At 59.5% G+C, this 16,724-nt stretch carries 19 protein-coding genes; 15 read left to right on the top strand and 4 right to left on the bottom strand.

What is annotated here, in order from left to right:
• The first annotated feature begins 2 nt into the window (after positions 1–2).
• The 4 genes from OS035_RS02865 (at position 3) to OS035_RS02850 (ending at position 3,484) form a co-directional block, all read left to right on the top strand.
• Positions 3–893, top strand: coding sequence for an ABC transporter permease subunit (locus OS035_RS02865; protein ID WP_183777225.1), 891 nt, complete (start codon positions 3–5; stop codon positions 891–893).
• The gene (locus tag OS035_RS02860) at positions 893–1,909 is read left to right on the top strand and encodes an ABC transporter ATP-binding protein (protein ID WP_097623927.1); all 1,017 of its coding nucleotides are present in this window, start codon (positions 893–895) and stop codon (positions 1,907–1,909) included. Before OS035_RS02865 ends, OS035_RS02860 begins: the two co-directional genes overlap by 1 nt.
• Positions 1,906–2,859 carry a peptide ABC transporter ATP-binding protein gene (locus tag OS035_RS02855; RefSeq protein ID WP_331813350.1) on the top strand — a complete coding sequence of 318 codons (954 nt, stop codon included), beginning with the start codon at positions 1,906–1,908 and terminating at the stop codon, positions 2,857–2,859. The genes OS035_RS02860 and OS035_RS02855 overlap by 4 nt, the downstream gene beginning before the upstream one ends.
• A gap of 85 nt (positions 2,860–2,944) precedes the next feature.
• The gene (locus OS035_RS02850) at positions 2,945–3,484 is read left to right on the top strand and encodes a gluconokinase (RefSeq protein ID WP_097623929.1); all 540 of its coding nucleotides are present in this window, start codon (positions 2,945–2,947) and stop codon (positions 3,482–3,484) included.
• Here OS035_RS02850 and OS035_RS02845 read toward each other — a convergent pair.
• The 3 genes from OS035_RS02845 to OS035_RS02835 form a co-directional block, all read right to left on the bottom strand.
• Positions 3,474–4,721 (bottom strand): NAD(P)/FAD-dependent oxidoreductase, encoded by a 1,248-nt coding sequence (locus OS035_RS02845; RefSeq protein WP_097623930.1) that lies wholly within the window; start codon positions 4,719–4,721, stop codon positions 3,474–3,476. The two genes, OS035_RS02850 and OS035_RS02845, sit on opposite strands and share 11 nt — an antisense overlap.
• A 73-nt stretch (positions 4,722–4,794) precedes the next feature.
• Positions 4,795–5,298: an isoprenylcysteine carboxyl methyltransferase family protein gene (locus OS035_RS02840; protein ID WP_097623931.1), complete on the bottom strand. Its 504-nt coding sequence runs from the start codon at positions 5,296–5,298 to the stop codon at positions 4,795–4,797.
• Positions 5,295–6,347 (bottom strand): type III polyketide synthase, encoded by a 1,053-nt coding sequence (locus OS035_RS02835; RefSeq protein ID WP_097623932.1) that lies wholly within the window; start codon positions 6,345–6,347, stop codon positions 5,295–5,297. Before OS035_RS02835 ends, OS035_RS02840 begins: the two co-directional genes overlap by 4 nt.
• A gap of 169 nt (positions 6,348–6,516) precedes the next feature.
• Here OS035_RS02835 and OS035_RS02830 point away from each other — a divergent pair, with 169 nt between their 5' ends.
• From OS035_RS02830 to OS035_RS02820, 3 genes are read left to right on the top strand one after another with little or no spacing between them, the layout of a single operon-like run.
• Positions 6,517–7,053, top strand: a complete 537-nt coding sequence (locus OS035_RS02830; protein WP_097623933.1) for a tetratricopeptide repeat protein — start codon at positions 6,517–6,519, stop codon at positions 7,051–7,053.
• A 48-nt stretch (positions 7,054–7,101) separates the two neighbouring features.
• A complete protein-coding gene (locus tag OS035_RS02825; protein WP_097623934.1) occupies positions 7,102–7,707 on the top strand; it encodes an RNA polymerase sigma factor in 606 nt (201 codons plus the stop codon).
• Positions 7,704–8,507, top strand: coding sequence for an anti-sigma factor family protein (locus OS035_RS02820; protein WP_097623935.1), 804 nt, complete (start codon positions 7,704–7,706; stop codon positions 8,505–8,507). Before OS035_RS02825 ends, OS035_RS02820 begins: the two co-directional genes overlap by 4 nt.
• Before the next feature lie 42 nt (positions 8,508–8,549).
• Here the strand turns inward: OS035_RS02820 and OS035_RS02815 are convergent, their stop codons facing one another.
• Positions 8,550–9,338, bottom strand: coding sequence for a glycosyltransferase family 2 protein (locus tag OS035_RS02815; protein WP_097623936.1), 789 nt, complete (start codon positions 9,336–9,338; stop codon positions 8,550–8,552).
• 251 nt (positions 9,339–9,589) lie between these two features.
• Between OS035_RS02815 and rfbA the strand changes: the two genes are divergently transcribed.
• Genes rfbA through OS035_RS02775 form a run of 8 tightly spaced genes read left to right on the top strand, consistent with a single transcriptional unit; the run spans position 9,590 to position 16,723 of the window.
• On the top strand, positions 9,590–10,501 hold the full coding sequence (gene rfbA / locus OS035_RS02810; protein ID WP_097623937.1) for a glucose-1-phosphate thymidylyltransferase RfbA: 912 nt from the start codon (positions 9,590–9,592) through the stop codon (positions 10,499–10,501).
• Between the two features lie 24 nt (positions 10,502–10,525).
• Positions 10,526–10,900, top strand: a complete 375-nt coding sequence (locus OS035_RS02805) for a sugar 3,4-ketoisomerase (RefSeq protein WP_012556659.1) — start codon at positions 10,526–10,528, stop codon at positions 10,898–10,900.
• 1 nt (position 10,901) lies between these two features.
• The gene (locus tag OS035_RS02800) at positions 10,902–12,008 is read left to right on the top strand and encodes a DegT/DnrJ/EryC1/StrS family aminotransferase (RefSeq protein WP_097623938.1); all 1,107 of its coding nucleotides are present in this window, start codon (positions 10,902–10,904) and stop codon (positions 12,006–12,008) included.
• The gene (locus OS035_RS02795) at positions 12,005–12,883 is read left to right on the top strand and encodes an ABC transporter permease (protein ID WP_012556661.1); all 879 of its coding nucleotides are present in this window, start codon (positions 12,005–12,007) and stop codon (positions 12,881–12,883) included. Before OS035_RS02800 ends, OS035_RS02795 begins: the two co-directional genes overlap by 4 nt.
• Complete coding sequence (locus tag OS035_RS02790; protein ID WP_097623939.1) at positions 12,883–14,202, top strand: ABC transporter ATP-binding protein; 1,320 nt, start codon at positions 12,883–12,885, stop codon at positions 14,200–14,202. The genes OS035_RS02795 and OS035_RS02790 overlap by 1 nt, the downstream gene beginning before the upstream one ends.
• Positions 14,199–15,179, top strand: coding sequence for an NAD-dependent 4,6-dehydratase LegB (locus tag OS035_RS02785; protein ID WP_097623940.1), 981 nt, complete (start codon positions 14,199–14,201; stop codon positions 15,177–15,179). The genes OS035_RS02790 and OS035_RS02785 overlap by 4 nt, the downstream gene beginning before the upstream one ends.
• Positions 15,172–15,885: a nucleotidyltransferase family protein gene (locus OS035_RS02780; protein WP_097623941.1), complete on the top strand. Its 714-nt coding sequence runs from the start codon at positions 15,172–15,174 to the stop codon at positions 15,883–15,885. Before OS035_RS02785 ends, OS035_RS02780 begins: the two co-directional genes overlap by 8 nt.
• The gene (locus tag OS035_RS02775) at positions 15,878–16,723 is read left to right on the top strand and encodes an NAD-dependent epimerase/dehydratase family protein (RefSeq protein ID WP_097623942.1); all 846 of its coding nucleotides are present in this window, start codon (positions 15,878–15,880) and stop codon (positions 16,721–16,723) included. The genes OS035_RS02780 and OS035_RS02775 overlap by 8 nt, the downstream gene beginning before the upstream one ends.
• Position 16,724: the final 1 nt, after the last annotated feature.

Here is a 16,724-nt window from a genome sequence, read left to right as displayed (position 1 = left end):
TCATGAGCACCGTCACCGTCAAAACCGGCCAGCCATCCGCTCTTGCGGAGTTCTGGCATTATTTCTCCCGCAACAAGGGCGCCGTCATCGGCCTCGTGGTCTTCGTCATTATCCTTGTGGTCGCTGTCTTCGCGCCGGTCTTTGCGCCGCATACGCCGAACGAGCAGAACCGCCAGGTATTGCTCGCCGTGCCGGCCTGGATGGAAGGCGGCAGCATCTCCTTCCCGCTCGGAACCGATGCCGTCGGCCGCGATATCCTTTCGCGCCTGATCTACGGCGCGCGCTTCTCGCTCTTCATCGGCGTCGTCGTCGTCACCCTTTCGGTCGTAAGCGGTGTTCTGATCGGCCTCGTCGCCGGCTATTTCCGCGGCAAGGTCGATACGGCGATCATGCGGCTGATGGATATCATCCTGGCCTTCCCGTCGCTGCTGCTCGCCCTCGTGCTGGTGGCTGTGCTCGGCCCGGGCCTGACCAATGCGATGATCGCGATTTCGCTGGTCAACCAGCCGCATTTCGTGCGGCTGACGCGCGCCTCCGTCATCACGGAACGCGAGAAGGAATATGTGATCGCATCGCGTGTTGCCGGCGCCGGGACGTTCCGTCTGATGTTCAAGACCATCCTGCCAAACTGTCTTGGGCCGCTGATCGTCCAGGCGACGCTCGCCTTCTCGGCAGCGATCCTCGACGCCGCCGCCCTCGGCTTCCTCGGTATGGGTGCCCAGCCGCCGACACCCGAATGGGGCACGATGCTCGCCGAATCCCGCGAGTTCATCTCGCGCGCCTGGTGGGTCGTAACATTCCCCGGTCTTGCCATTCTCATCACCGTTCTCGCCATCAACCTGATGGGCGACGGCCTGCGCGATGCGCTTGACCCCAAGCTGAAGAGGTCGTGATGCCACTTCTCGAAATTGAAAATCTAACCGTCGAATTCCAGACCTCTTCAGGTCTCTTCCGCGCCGTCGACCGCGTATCGCTTGCCTGCGACAAGGGCGAGATCCTGTCGGTCGTCGGAGAATCCGGCTCGGGCAAATCCGTTGCCATGCTCGCTCTGATGGGGCTTCTGCCCTGGACGGCGAAGATCACTGCCGACCGCATGCAATTCGACGGCCAGGATCTGCGCGGCATCTCCGGCCGCCAGCGCCGCAGGATCGTCGGCAAGGACATGGCGATGATCTTCCAGGAGCCGATGTCGAGCCTCAATCCGTGCTTCACCGTCGGTTTCCAGCTCGGCGAGACCCTGCGCGTCCATATGGGCCTCAACCGCAAGGAGCGCCGCGAACGTTCGATCGAGCTTCTGAACCTCGTCGGCATTCCGGCGCCGGAAGACCGCCTGTCGAACTTCCCGCATCAGATGTCCGGCGGTATGAGCCAGCGCGTCATGATCGCCATGGCACTCGCCTGCAATCCGAAGCTCTTGATCGCCGATGAGCCGACGACCGCGCTCGACGTGACGATCCAGGCGCAGATCCTCGATCTGCTCGTGCGCCTACAGAAAGAGCAGGGCATGGCGCTGGTGCTGATCACTCACGACATGGGTGTCGTCGCCGAAACTGCCGAGCGCGTGCAGGTGCAATATGCCGGCCAGAAGGTCGAGGAGCAGCCGGTGAAGGCGCTGTTCCGCGATCCGCACCACCCTTATACCGCAGCGCTTCTCGCCGCCCTGCCGGAACGCGCTGAGGTCGGCCAGCGTCTTCCCTCGATCGCCGGTGTCGTTCCCGGCCAGCACGGCCGCCCTACGGGCTGTCTTTTCGCGCCGCGCTGTGGCTACGCCACGGTCGAATGCGATCGCGGCGTCGTACGCCAGGGACCGGAGCTCGGGCTGGCTTTGTGCAATTATCCTTTGAAGAACGGCAAGCCGCTCGGCCATCCCGGCGTCATGGCCACTGAAACCGCAGGAGACCTGGTATGACAGGCGCTGTTCTTGAGGGCAGGGATCTCGCCCGCTTCTACACCGTTAACCGTGGTCTCTTCAAAGCCGATGCCACGGTCAAAGCGCTGAACGGCGTCAGCTTCAGCCTTCATTCCGGCAAGACGCTTGCCGTCGTCGGCGAATCCGGCTGCGGCAAGTCGACGCTCGCCCGCCTCGTCACCATGATCGAGAACCCGACAGCGGGAGAATTGCTGATCGACGGCAAGCCCGCCCAGGTTGGCGACCGCAGCCTGCGCAGCCAGGTGCAGATCGTCTTCCAGAATCCTTACGGCTCGCTCAACCCGCGCCACAAGGTCGGCTCGATCCTGGAAGAGCCGCTGAAGATCAATACCGATCTCAACGCCGCCGCCCGCCGCCGCAAGGTGGAGGAGATGATGGCCCGCGTCGGCCTGCGTCCGGAGCATCATGGCCGCTACCCGCACATGTTCTCCGGCGGCCAGCGTCAGCGCATCGCCATTGCCCGCGCCTTGATGCTGCGGCCGAAGGTGCTGGTGCTCGACGAGCCGGTTTCGGCGCTCGACCTGTCGATCCAGGCGCAGGTGCTGAACCTGTTGATGGACCTGCAGAAGGAGATGGGCCTTGCCTATCTCTTCATCTCGCACGGCCTCTCCGTCGTCCATCATATCGCCGACGAGGTGATGGTGATGTATCTCGGCCGCCCGGTGGAGACCGGTCCCGCCGCCGAGGTCTTCGCCCGGCCGCGCCATCCCTATACGGCAGCCTTGCTGTCGGCGACGCCGATCGCCGATCCCGAGCGCGAGAAGAACCGCATCCGCCTGCAGGGCGAACTGCCATCGCCGCTGAAGCCGCCGTCCGGCTGCCATTTCAACCCGCGCTGCTGGAAGGCGCAGGACTATTGCCGCCAGGTTTCTCCCGAATTAAGGGGAGAGGATGCTCAACAATATGCCTGTCATTTCCCGCTCGATTGAGCGGGAAAATGGAGTAATTCCAGGAAAAGTGTGAAGCGGTTTTCCGTCCGGAATGACCGACAGGTTGGAAGGTTCAGGAGGAAACATGCCGGAACGGCGGACGAACAAACCTCATGCGATCATCGTCATGGGGGTCAGCGGTTGCGGCAAATCCTCCGTCGGCGAAAAGCTCGCGGAAGCCCTGCACCTGGCTTTCGTCGAAGGCGATGCACTGCACCCCGCGGCCAATGTCGAGAAGATGTCGAGGGGCATTGCGCTGACCGACGCGGACCGGATGCCCTGGCTCGACCGCATCGGCGAAGACATCAAGTCCTCGCTTGAGAAAGGCGAGGGCATCATCGTCTCCTGCTCGGCGCTGAGGCGCATCTATCGCGACAGGCTGCGGGCTGCGGCCGGCGGCAATCTGTTCTTCGTCTATCTCGAAGGCTCCAAAGCCTTGCTGACCAAACGGATGGGCGAGCGCAAAGGCCATTTCATGCCGGTGTCGTTGCTCGAAAGCCAGTTGGCAACGCTTGAGGTGCCCACCGGCGAGCAAGGTGTCGTCACCGTCAATATCGACGATACTGTGGAAGGCATCGCGGTAGCGGCTCTCGAAGGGCTTGCCACGCTCGGCGTCACGGGTTGAAACGCTGCGGCGAATAAGCCGCAATATCGATGAACGGCGTCTCGCCGGTAATGAGTTCGGCAAGCACGCGGCCGGTCACCGGCCCGAGCGTCAGCCCGTGGTGGGCATGTCCGAAGGCGAACCACAGGCCCTGATGGCGCGGCGCCTTGCCGATGATAGGCATCATGTCCGGCGTACAGGGGCGGGCGCCCATCCAGGGTTCGGGATCGAGCCTGTCGCCGAGCGGAAAGATTGCGCGGGCAACCACCTCGGCCCGGTCGAGCTGGACCGGTGTCTTCGGCGCATCAAGCGTTGTGAACTCCGCGCCGGTCGTCAGGCGGATGCCGCGGCGCATCGGCGCCAGCAGATAGCCGCGTTCGGCATCCAGCATCCAGTTGTTGAGCACTGCATTTCCCTTGGCGGCATAATGCATATGATAGCCGCGTTTGACGCCAAGGGACAAGGAATAGCCGAGGCGGCGCGTCGCAAGCGCCGCCCAGGGGCCGAGCGCAATCACCGCATCGTCGGCTTCGAGCGGGCCTTCCCCGGTCATGATCTTCCAGCCGGAGCCGAACTGGCCAAGCGAGGCGGCGTCGCCTGTGACGAACCTGCCGCCGAGGCTTTCGAAATAGCCGCGATAGGCCGATGTCAGCGCATGCGGATCGAGCACCGACCAGGGATCACGCCAGCGGATGCCGCCGGCAAAATCGCCTGTCATGTCAGGCTCCATGCGGGCGATGTCGGCCGAAGTCAGGCCGTCATATTCCACCCCGAATTCACTCTGCCAGAGTGCTGCCTCCGCTAAGGCCTGATCGCGCTTGGCCTCAGTCCGGAAGATCTTCATCCAGCCGTCCCTACGGATCAGCGCTTCGGCATGCGCCGCCTCGATGAGATCCTTGTGTTCGGCAATCGAATTTTCGATCAGCGGCGCATAGGCTCGGGTGATGAGAGCGTGGCGCCGGGCGTTCGAATTCCACCAGTAGCGGGCGAGAAAGGCAAGCTGGCTCGGCAGCGTGCGCAGATGGTAATGCGCATCGATGCGGTTGTTCAGCGCATAACGCAGCAACAGGCCAAGCTGCTGCGGAAAGCCGTAGGGCGCAACACCTTCGCGCTGGATCAGGCCGGCATTGCCGAAGGAGGTTTCGTTGCCCGGATCCTTGCGGTCGACCAGCGTCACCTGCCGGCCGCGCCGTTGAAGATGGATAGCCGTCGACACGCCGACGATGCCGGCGCCGAGCACGATTGCGTTTTTCGTCATTTCCCTGCATTCCGCTTTGTTATCGCAGTGAAAATGCCCCTGCCGATACCGCCGGGCAAACGAAAAATCGCCTTCATTTCAAAATCATTGCGCTTTTCAGTGCGGCATTTTCGGCCTTCATGCGGACATAGAGGATGCAGGCGTTGAGAAGCGAAAAGCCGATTGCGTAAAAGGGCAGACCGAACGCCAGAGGAAGGGCGGCGATCTCGCCGACGACGATCGCGTAGTTCGGATGCCGGAGGAAGCGATAGGGGCCGGATGTGACGAGCGGCGCGCCGGGCAGGATGATGATGCGCGTCGTCCAGCGGTCTTTCAGCGTCGCCAGAACCCAAAGCCGCAGCGCCTGCAGCCCGATGAAGACGGCAAACCAGAAGAGCTCGACCGGCCTGCCGGGTGCCAGCAGCCAGAGGCCGATGATCCAGCCGGCGTGCAGCGCCACTATGGCCGGATAGTGTTCCGGCGCCAGTTCCCTGGCGCCTCTGGCGAGAAGGGCGGCGGTGTTGCGCCGGGCTAGCACGAGTTCGCCAAACCGCTGCAGCGTCACGAAGGCAAGGAGCGCGATCGACGGCCAGATCATGCCACCCTCCGAAGCGTCACGCAGCTCGCCGAAAAGCCCGGCCCCATGGCGATCATCGCGGAGCGCTCCGGCAATCCGGCGCGGATCGCCCGCTCCAGCACGAATAGAATGGTCGGCGAGGACATATTGCCGTAGTCGGCAAGCACGCCGCGCTCGTGATCGAGCGTGCCCGGCGTCAGCGAAAGCGCGCTCTCCATCGCCGCCAGGACTTTGGTGCCGCCGGGATGGCAGATGAAGCGATCGATATCTGCAGGTGTCAGTCCGCTTCGCGCCAGAATGGCGGTCACCGCCGGGCCCAGCTCCTTTTCGGCAAAAGGCGGCAGGGATTGCGCCAGCACGATGCCGAAACCGCCGTCGTCGATCTTCCAGCCCATGATGTCGAGTGTGTCGGGAAAGAGATGGTCGCCAGTCGATTCCACCTCCGCCAGCCCGCCTTCGCCGGATCGCAGCACGCAGGCGGCGGCACCGTCGCCGAAAAGCGCCGTCGCAATGATGTTCGGCCGCGTCAGCTCGTCAAGCCGGAAGGCAAGCGTGCAGAGCTCGATCGAGACGAAGAGCACGACGGCGCCCGGCCGGCTGCGCGCCAGCCGCGCGGCGATCGCAAAGCCCGACACACCGGCCGCACAGCCGAGCCCGAACACCGGCACGCGCTCGATATCGGCCCTGAAGCCCATCCGGCGCGCCATCTGCGCATCGAGGCTCGGCGTCGTAAAACCGGTCGACGAGACCGTCACGACACAGTCGACATCGCCGGCTTCAAGCCCCGCCCGGGAAAGCGCTGAGCTGGCGGCTTCGACAAAGAGCTCAGCTGCCACCTCCGCATAGGCCTGCATCCGGTCTTGCCAGCCATGCTGCTCGTCGAACCAGGCAAGCGGTCGCGCCGCATGGCGCTTTTGAATGCCAGCGCTGTCGAAGACGCGGGCAAGATGGCGGAAATCCTCAAAACGGTCGGCAAACAGCCGGCCGGAGGCTTCGACCGCTTCTTTCTGGAAAATGACATGTTCGGGTGCGGCGACGGCGAGGCTGACGAGTTTTACGGTATCGGTCACTAAGTTCTCCTTGTCGTTCCCGGCGTAACGTTGAGAACACCCGGTTTCGACGATCTATTCGGCCTCGGTGGCTTCACGAAGCCGTGATGAAGAAAATAGAGAGGCTGCCGAATAAAGCTCGGGGCAGCGGTGTTTTCTCCTCGCAACGTCACTTTCGAGGAGTTTTCCGATGACGATCATGACAATCCGTATTGCTTCCCTCATTCTCGGCGGCTGCCTTGCCGCTTCCGTTTTCTCGGGCCCGGTCTTCGCAGCCGGCAATGACAACAGCACGATGCCGACCTGCAAGAAGGGTGAGATCTACGACCAGAAGAGCAAGAAATGCGTCAAGCAGCAGAGCGCCAACGTCTCTGACGAGAACCGCACCGACTACGCCTATTCACTGGCCAAGAGCGGTCGCTATGAGGAGGCGCTTGCCATGCTCGACACGGTCAAGGACCAGAACACCGCCGAGGTGCTGAATTATCGCGGTTACGCCACCCGCAAGCTCGGCCGCACCGACGAAGGCATTTCCTATTATCTCAAGTCTGTGAAGATGGATCCGCAATACGCCAAGGTCCGTGAATATCTCGGCGAAGCCTATGTCATCAAGGGCAGGCTCGATCTGGCAAAGGACCAGTTGAAGTCAATCAAGTCGATCTGCGGCACCGACTGCGAGGAATATCAGGACTTGAGCGCAGCCATCATCGATCCGTCGAAGATCTGATTGCCGGCACCGGGCGGGAACGGGAAACCACGGGGGAGGGATGTAAGAATGTCGGTCGCGCGCACTTCGTTTCCTGCCTATAGTCGCGCGAGAACGGAATCGCCGGTTCGTCCGGCGGTTCCGAGGCAGGCAGGATCGTCGGAGGCGGCTATCGCGAGCGCAGCGGATATCAAGAGCGGCCTGACGGAAAATCTGGCAAGGCTCTGGCGTTATGGTCTCGTTCTCTCGCATCAGCGTGATGTCGCCGACGATCTGGTGCAGGCGACCTGCCTGCGCGCGCTGGAACGCGCCGATCAGTTCGTCGCCGGCACCCGGCTCGACCGCTGGCTGTTTTCGATCCTGCATTCGATCTGGCTGAACGAGGTCCGCTCCCGCCGGGTGCGTGAGGGCCAGGGTTTCGTCGATGCCGGGGAGGCTCTGACCTTCGACGGCGCCCACGACACCGAAACCCATGTGATGGCGGGTCAGGTGCTGAAACGGGTGAATGCGCTGCCCGAGGCGCAGAGAACAGTGGTGTTCCTCGCCTATGTCGAAGGGCTTTCCTATCGCGAGGTTGCAAGCATACTGGATATTCCGATCGGAACCGTGATGAGCCGGCTGGCGGCAGCCCGCGCCAAGCTCGCCAGTGACGAGCGGGAAGGGGGACGGCAATGAATACGAAACGCACCATTCCCTCCGACGAGGACCTGACCGCCTTCATCGACGGTGAACTGACGGCTGACGAAGCTGCGCGCATCGAAAGTCTGGTGAACGAAGACAAGGCTGTCGCCGAGCGGCTGGAATTCCTGGCCCGCGCCAGCCTGCCCTTCGCGCAGGCCTTTGCGCCGCTGCTGTCGCAGGCTCCACGCGAGAAACTGGAAACGATGCTCGCCGCCATCCCAGTGCCTGAGAGCGCCAAACCCGGCGCCACGCCTGTATCCGCCAGCCGCCGCCGCTTCCTCGGCGCGCTTGCCGCCTCACTTGTCGCCGGCGTCGCTATCGACCGCGCCGTCCTCGCCATCGGCAGAGGCGTTTCAGCGAAGGACGAAAACAGCGAATGGCGCGCCGTGGTCGCCGACTATATCTCGCTCTATACACCGGAGACTCTTGCCGGTCCCGTGCCCGCAAGAGACGACCAGGCCACCCAGCTCGCAGGCCTCGACGAAAAGCTCGGCCTATCGCTCTCCCCCGAATCCGTTTCGCTGCCGGGCATCGATTTCAAACGTGCTCTGCTGCTGCAATATGATGGCAAACCGCTCGCCCAGATCGCCTATCTCGACCCCGAAACCGGCCCGATGGCGCTCTGCATCGTCCGCTCCGATGCCGGTCCCAAAGCGCCGGATCTCGAAAGCCGCAAGGGCATGAACGTCGTCTACTGGTCGAACGGAACGCACGCCTTCATGCTGATCGGCCATGCAGCGGCGGACAGGATGGCGGCGATTGCCGATGGAGTGCGGGGGAGGGTGGCTGCCTGACCTGCCATTGGCCCGGCCTGAAATCGGGCGTGATAAATCCTGCTATCGATCTCGTTTCACGAACTGACCGAGACGGTTCACAAGCTTCGATGCCCAGAACGTGAGGATCGAGACCCCCAGGCCGTGGTCGGCAAGGGCACGCAGCACTTCCTTGTTCTGACGCGATATGTTTTGAATGTTCTTGTTTGTGGCGCCCCCCAAGCGCATCCTCACCAATACGCGGGGAATATAAACGGTCCTGATGCGCGCAACTTCCAGAAAACGCATCATAAGCTCGACATCGGCTGCCAGCCGATAACGCAGATCGAACGTCCCGAACCGGTCATAGATGCGACGCCGAACATAGAATGTCGGATGCGGCGGACACCAGCCCCGTCTAAAGAAACCGGGTTCAAACGCACAGGATTTCCAATAACGGACTGTGCGATCGGGATGCTGGTTGGAAACATAAATGAGATCGCCATAGCAGCCGTCATAGGCTTCATCGTCCAGCGCGGCCGCCACGGTTTCGAGGGAGCCGCTGCTCTCGAAAGTGTCATCCGCGTTCAGGAAGCCGATGATCTCGCCGCTCGCAAGGCCAATCCCCTTGTTCATGGCCTCATAGATACCTCCGTCCCGTCCCGAAAATACGCGGCGGTTCTCCGCCGGCGCCGAAGCAATGATGGCGAGTGTGGAATCGCTTGAGCCACCGTCAATGATGATGTGCTCGAAATCGCGGTAGGTTTGTTGGTCGATGGACCGCAACGTATCGGCAATGGTCCGCTCTGCGTTCCAGCAAACGGTGATGAGACTTATCCGGGGAGGGCGTGGATCGGCAGTGTCTGCAGCCATTTTGAAGGGTGTCTTGCTCACATTCTAAGGGGCGAAATCTGGCCAAGCCGTAGCAGACGGAAAGGCGGCGTCGCAATCCGGTACTGCAGATTATCCTGGATCAATGCTCGATTGATGAGAGATTGGGCTACTTCCCGTCTCGGTAAGTGCATTGCATGCCGATCGATCTATCTGTAGTGAGCAATGTCGAACAGCGACGTCATCACGAAGCCTCGTGAATGCGCGCGGATTTACCAGTTGCAGGAGGTCTCTTGTCTTCGAAGAAAAAGCTGCGCAAGGGCATCTTGCTCGCCGGGGGCTCGGGTACCCGGCTCCATCCCGCGACCCTCGCCATTTCGAAGCAACTTCTTCCGGTTTTTGACAAACCGATGATCTATTATCCCCTGTCAACGCTGATGCTCGCAGGTATCCGGGATATCCTGATTATCTCGACGCCACAGGACACGCCGCGCTTTGAACAGCTGCTAGGTGACGGCGCCCAATGGGGGTTGAACCTTCAATATGCCGTGCAGGCCGCGCCCGAAGGCATTCCTCAGGCATTCTCGATCGGCAGGGAATTCATCGGGCAAGAGGCAACCGCCCTCGTGCTCGGAGACAATATCTTTTACGGCAACCTCCTGACGCATGATTTATCCGCGGCTTCGGCGAGATCGGACGAAGCGACGATCTTCGCGTACAAAGTCCACGATCCCGAACGGTATGGGGTGGTAGAATTTGACGGTGAGGGGAAAGTCCTCACCTTGGAGGAAAAGCCATCCAGGCCCCGCTCTTCTTACGCGGTGACGGGTTTGTATTTCTACGACAATGACGTGATTGACATTGCTGCCGGTTTGAAACCCTCGCCGCGCGGTGAAACCGAAATTACCGACATCAATCGGCATTATTTGTCGACCGGCAGGCTGAATGTTGCCGTCCTGGGAAGAGGGCATGCCTGGCTTGATACGGGCACGCACGATTCACTCCTTGAAGCCAGTCAATTCATTGCCACCATCGAGCGGCGCCAGGGGCTGAAGATTGCCTGCCCCGAAGAAATCGCCTTTCATTTGGAATACATAGATGCCGAGCAATTGCTAAGGCTGGCGGCTCCACTTGAAAAGAGCTCTTACGGTCGATACCTCATCAGCCTGGTGAGGGAGCCAGCTCCGCATTTCCCAACCGGCTGAACCGACAAAACTGGAAAACCAATCTTGTCTGCTTTTACCCTGCTTACGTTAAAGACGATGTCCGACGGACGAGGCGCGCTGACCGTCATGGACGGAATACTGCCATTTCCGGTCGTCCGGAGCTTTTGGATCTATGGAGCCGACGGATACACGCGCGGTGGCCATCGTCATCACCAGACTCGACAGGCGTTGGTGGCGCTTTCGGGAAGCGTGATGATTTTGATGGACGATGGAAAGGCCCGGGAAGAGATCACCTTGTCGTCACCGGACCAGTGCCTGCTGGTAGAGCCAAGGGACTGGCACGAAATGACCTTCGGTCCCGGTTCGATCCTGCTCGTTTTTGCCTCACGCGGATATGATAAGGACGACTACATCGACACCCCCTATGAGCGGCTCTGAGATGATTGAGTATGAAAGTCTTGCGCAGGCCAACCGCGCGCTAATGGAAGAGTTGGAGGCGGCTGCTTCCCGTGTCATTCGTTCCGGGTGGTACATACTTGGCAATGAGGTCTCCTCATTCGAAGCTGAATTCGCCGCCTTTGCGGAAAGCAAACATTGCATCAGCGTGGCCAATGGTCTGGATGCGTTGATCCTCTCAATCGAAGCGCTCGATCTGCCGAAAGGCAGCGAGATCATGGTTGCCTCCAATACCTATATAGCCACTATTCTGGCAATTCTTCGCGCCGGCCACAAACCTGTTCTGGTGGAGCCCGAACGCGAAACCTTCAATATCGATCCGGAGCGCCTTCCTGCGGCGCTCACTCGCCACACGCAGGCAATCTGTGTCACGCATCTTTTCGGCAAAGCGTGCCGGATGACCGAGATCGCCGCGTTTGCAAGCGAGCATGGTCTGAGGGTGATCGAGGATTGCGCGCAGTCTCATGGCGCGCGCTATGACGGCAAACTGACCGGCACCTTCGGAATTGCCGGCTGCTTCAGCTTCTATCCGACCAAGAATCTGGGAGCTCTCGGAGATGCGGGCGCGATCGTCACGGATGATGACGAATTTGCAGATCGCTTGAGACACATGCGCAACTACGGTTCGAAGAAGAAATATGAGAACGTCTATATCGGTGTAAATTCCAGGCTTGATGAGATGCAGGCGGCATTCCTGCGGGTCAAACTGCGTTCCCTCGGTCAGGTCACTGAACATAAGCGGGCGCTGGCCGATATCTATTTTGCCAATCTGCCCAAATGGCTCGCACAGCCGCTTCGTCGACCTGCCGAGTATGACGTGTTTCATATTTTCGGGATACGTCACCCGGCCCGCGACGAATTGCGTCAGTGGCTGCTCGATAACGGAGTCAAGACCGAGATACATTATCCGATCGCGCCGCATAGGCAGAAGGCAATGCAAGGCATTCTTTCCGGCGATTATCCCATCGCCGATGAGCTGCATGCCACTGAGCTCAGCCTGCCTATTTCCGCCGGGCATAGCGGCGATGAGATAGAGCGTGTCTGCAGCCTTCTTGCGGCGCTGCCAGAAAAGCTGAAGTTGGCGGCATGACAGAGCACCTGAAAGGACCAGCCTCGGCACGTGCCGATGACGATTGGGATATCGTTATCAAGCCTTCCAAGGGAAATACGCCGGATCTCGGCCTTGTCTGGCAATATCGCGATCTCGTCTGGATGTTTTTCAAGCGGGATTTCACCACATTTTACAAACAGACCATTCTCGGGCCGGTCTGGTATATCATCCAACCGTCGCTGACGGCGATGACCTATTATGTCGTGTTCGGCAAAATCGCCAATCTTTCCACCGATGGCCTTCCGCCCTTCCTGTTTTACATGTCGGGCACGATTATCTGGAGCTACTTTGCTGCCTGTTTGACTAATAACTCCGAGGTCTTCTCGAAGAACGCCAATCTGTTCGGAAAGGTTTACTTTCCGAGACTTGTGGTGCCGCTATCCGTTGCGATGAGCGGCCTTGTCGCTTTTGCGATCCAGTTCCTGCTGTTGTTGACGGTTTCCATTGGCCTCAAAATTGCCAATCCAGATCTGGCCCTGAACTATTGGTTCCTGTTGCTGACGCCGCTGGTGCTACTCTATATCGCCGTGCTGGGCATTGGTGCCGGGCTTGTCGTTTCGGCGCTAACGGTCCGTTTCCGCGATCTTGTTTACGCAGTCGGGTTCATGACGCAACTCTGGATGTATGGCACGCCGATCGTGTACCCCTTCAGCCAGATCCCTGAACGGTATCATTGGTTCTATTACCTCAATCCAATGACGACGCCGGTTCAAACCTTCCGCTGGGCGCTATTCGACGCTCCCGCCTTGCCCATTGGTCTTTGCCTCGCCAATTTTGCAGTGACGATCGCAATCACCCTGTTCGGGCTGGCACTTTTTTCGCGGGCGGAAGCCAATGCGATGGATACCGTCTGATGAACGACATCGTTATTCGAGCGGAGCACGTCAGCAAACTCTATCGTCTTGGCGTGATCAATCACGGCACCCTCTATCGCGACCTTCAGAGCTGGTGGGCGAAGTGGCGCAACCTTCCGGATCCGAACGTTTCGGTATCCGACCATACGTCCGACCGCGGCGCACAGTCGCGGCTGAAGGGAGACATCTTCCATGCGCTGGATGATGTCTCTTTCGAAGTCGGACAGGGCGAGATCGTCGGGATTATCGGCAGGAACGGGGCGGGAAAGTCCACACTGTTGAAGGTGATGTCGCGTATCACCATGCCCAATTCGGGCTTCATTGGAATACGGGGCAGAATTGCGAGCCTGCTTGAGGTCGGCACCGGGTTTCATCCGGAACTCACCGGTCGGGAGAATGTCTATCTCAATGGCGCCATCCTCGGGATGAGCCGTGCCGAGGTCAGGTCGAAATTCGATGAAATCGTCGAGTTTGCGGAGATCGGCGAATTTATCGACACGCCGGTGAAGCGATATTCGTCCGGCATGTATGTGCGTCTGGCCTTCGCCGTCGCGGCGCATCTCGAGCCGGAAATACTCCTGGTCGACGAGGTATTGGCCGTCGGCGACGTCAACTTCCAGAACAAATGCATGGGGCGCATGCAGGAGGTCACGAAGGCCGGTCGAACGATTATCTTCGTCAGCCACAATATGACGGCGATCAGCAGCATCTGCCCGAAATCGATTCTGATGGCCGATGGCAAAGTCGCTGCGATGGGCGATACGGCAGATGTGATAAAGGCCTATCTCGATCGCCCGGAATTCGGCGGCACCGCAAGTTACTCGGTCAATCCCGAGGACGTCGAAGGCAAGGCGGTTATATGCCGTGTCGCAGTGTTGAATGAGAAGGACGAGGCTTCGGGAACACTGGAACTGTCGAAGGGATTTTCCGTCGAGGTCGAGTACGAGCTGAGGGAGCCTCTTTCCGGTCTCTCGGTCGGGATGCAGATCATGATGGAGGACGGCTATACCACGCTTGTCAGCCTTTCCGATCCTGAGCTCGACGTCGGGCGCTTGGATACCCGGCCAGCCGGTTATTATCGCGCTCGGGTAAAATTTCCGGGATATCTTCTCAATACCGGCACCTTCTACCTCCGACTGGGCATATCGAGCCGGTTCTCGATATATTCCGTCGCCGAAGGTATTCGGTTTGACGTGGAGGATAATGTCGGAATTATCCAGATGCTTGGTCAACAGCGGAAGCCGTCGATTTCGGCGATACAGTTGCCTTGGGAGGTTGAAAAGGTCTTCCACCGCGATTCTGAAGGTGTTTTGAAATGAAGAAGGCGCTTGTCACCGGAGCAGATGGGTTCATCGGCTCTCATCTTGTCGAGACGCTGGTGAGATCGGGTGTGGAAGTCCGCGCCCTCTGCCAGTACAACTCATTTTCCAGCTGGGGCTGGCTCGATCAGTCCGAATACCGCGGCAAGTTCGAGGTGATCCTCGGAGACGTCCGTGATCCCGCTCAGATGCGCTCTGTCGCCAAAGGTGTCGACACGATCTTTCATCTCGCCGCTCTGATTGCGATTCCCTATTCCTATCAGGCTCCCTCAAGCTACATCGATACCAATGTGCATGGGACGCTGAACGTCCTTCAAGGCGCTCTCGACGCCGGTGTCGGAAGAGTGATCCAGACCTCGACGAGCGAAGTTTATGGGACCGCACGTTTTGTGCCCATCAGCGAAAGCCATCCCCTGCAGGCGCAGTCGCCCTATTCGGCGTCCAAAATCGGCGCCGATGCGATCGCCTACAGCTATCATTCGAGCTTCGATCTGCCGGTGACGATCGCACGGCCGTTCAACACCTACGGCCCGAGACAATCTGCAAGGGCGGTTATTCCAACCGTGATTTCGCAGCTTCTGAGTGGACGAACGACGCTGAAACTTGGTGCGCTCTCGCCCACCCGGGATTTCAATTTCGTGCAGGATACATGCGACGGCTTTCTGGCGCTCGCGGCCTGCGACGAAGCCATCGGACAGACGGTAAATATCGGCTCGGGCGGCGAGATATCGATCGGCGATACCGTTCGGCTGATCGCCGATATCATCGGCGTCAACATCGAGATTGAATGCGATGAACAGCGTTTGCGTCCCGCAAACAGCGAAGTGGAACGCCTGTGCTGTGATAACAGCCTGATCAAGTCTCTGACGGGATTTTCGCCGCGCTACAGCTTGAAAGACGGGCTCCAGGCGACGATTGAATGGCTGCGTCAGCCTGACAATCTGGCACGATATAAGGCGGATATCTTCAATGTCTAGGCGTGCAGTCATTCTGGCGGGAGGGATGGGAACGCGGCTGCGGCCCTATACCGTCGTGCTCCCAAAGCCGCTGATGCCGATCGGCGATTATCCCATTCTAGAGGTCATCATTCGCCAGCTGATATCAGGCGGGTTTCAGCATATAACGCTTGCCGTCAACCATCAGGCTGAACTGATCAAAGCCTTTTTCCAGGATGGCGACAAATGGGGTGTGCGCATCGATTATTCGCTCGAAGATCAGCCGCTCGGCACCATGGGTCCGCTACGATTGATCAAGGATCTGCCTGAGAATTTTTTGGTGATGAACGGAGACATCCTGACGGACCTGAACTATGCCGATTTTCATGACGCTCACGTCCGGGAGGGGAATATATTCACCATCTCGTCAAAGACACGGGAGCATCGGATAGACTACGGCGTTCTGGACACCAGCGAGGCGGGGCTGCTGACGGGGTTCCGGGAAAAGCCGACGGCTGAGTACAAAGTCAGCATGGGCGTCTACATGGTGTCTTCGGGGGCGGTCGAGCACATACCACAACGGGGCGCCTACGGTTTTGACCAACTGATGCTTGATCTTCTTGCGGCCGGAAAACCGGCAACGGTTCGAGATTTTCCAGGCTATTGGCTCGATATCGGACGGCCCGACGATTATGCACTGGCGATCGAGCAGTTCGAAACCATGCAATCCAGGTTCTTGAATGGTTGATGCAATCGTCACCGGTGCTGGCGGCTTTCTCGGGAAGCGTCTGGTTGAGAGGCTTAAAAAGGCCGGTGTCGACGTGCTTGCGGTTGACCGAACGCATGGTGATATAAGCGAAGAGGGAATCTGGCAGGAACTTCCCGCAGCCGGCACGCTGTTTCATCTTGCCGGCCGGACGTTTGTCCCGGATAGCTGGTCGCAAGGCCCGAGTTTCATGGCCGCCAATGTTCTCGGTACGCAGCATGCTCTGAACTGGTGCAAGCGGCACAAGGCCAAGCTCGTATTCGCAAGCGCCTATGTCTACGGAGTGCCGGAGCGACTGCCGATCCAGGAAAGCGATCCGGTCAGGCCGAATAACCCCTACGCGTTGTCCAAGCATCTTGCCGAACAACTTTGTGAGTTTGCTGCCACACACGAGCAAATACCGGTCGTGGTATTGCGGCTTTTCAATATATATGGGGCTGGGCAGCGCCCGGAGTTCCTGATACCGACACTTCTGAACCGGATACGGGCGAAGCAGGACATACAGGTCATGGACCTCAGTCCGCGGCGTGATTATGTCTTCGTTGACGATGTCCTGAGCGCCTTTGCCAAGGCCATGGGCGTGCCGGAAGGTTACCACTGCATCAATATCGGCTCCGGCAGGTCGTATTCGGTGCAGGAAATCATCGATATCTTGCAAGAAGCCGCCGGCACTGCTCTACCTGTAGTGTCATCTTGCGCCGTTCGGCGGAATGAAATACCTGACGTGCGGGCCGATATTACAAGGGCTCGCGCTGTTCTTGGATGGCGGCCAGAATGGGATCTGCCCGCCGGCATCCGCGAACTGATGAAGGAGTCTTAAA

This window comes from Rhizobium sp. 268, from assembly GCF_036571585.1.
In the GTDB taxonomy this organism is placed as follows: Bacteria; Pseudomonadota; Alphaproteobacteria; order Rhizobiales; family Rhizobiaceae; genus Rhizobium; species Rhizobium redzepovicii.
This window is presented reverse-complemented; position numbering and strand designations above follow the sequence as displayed.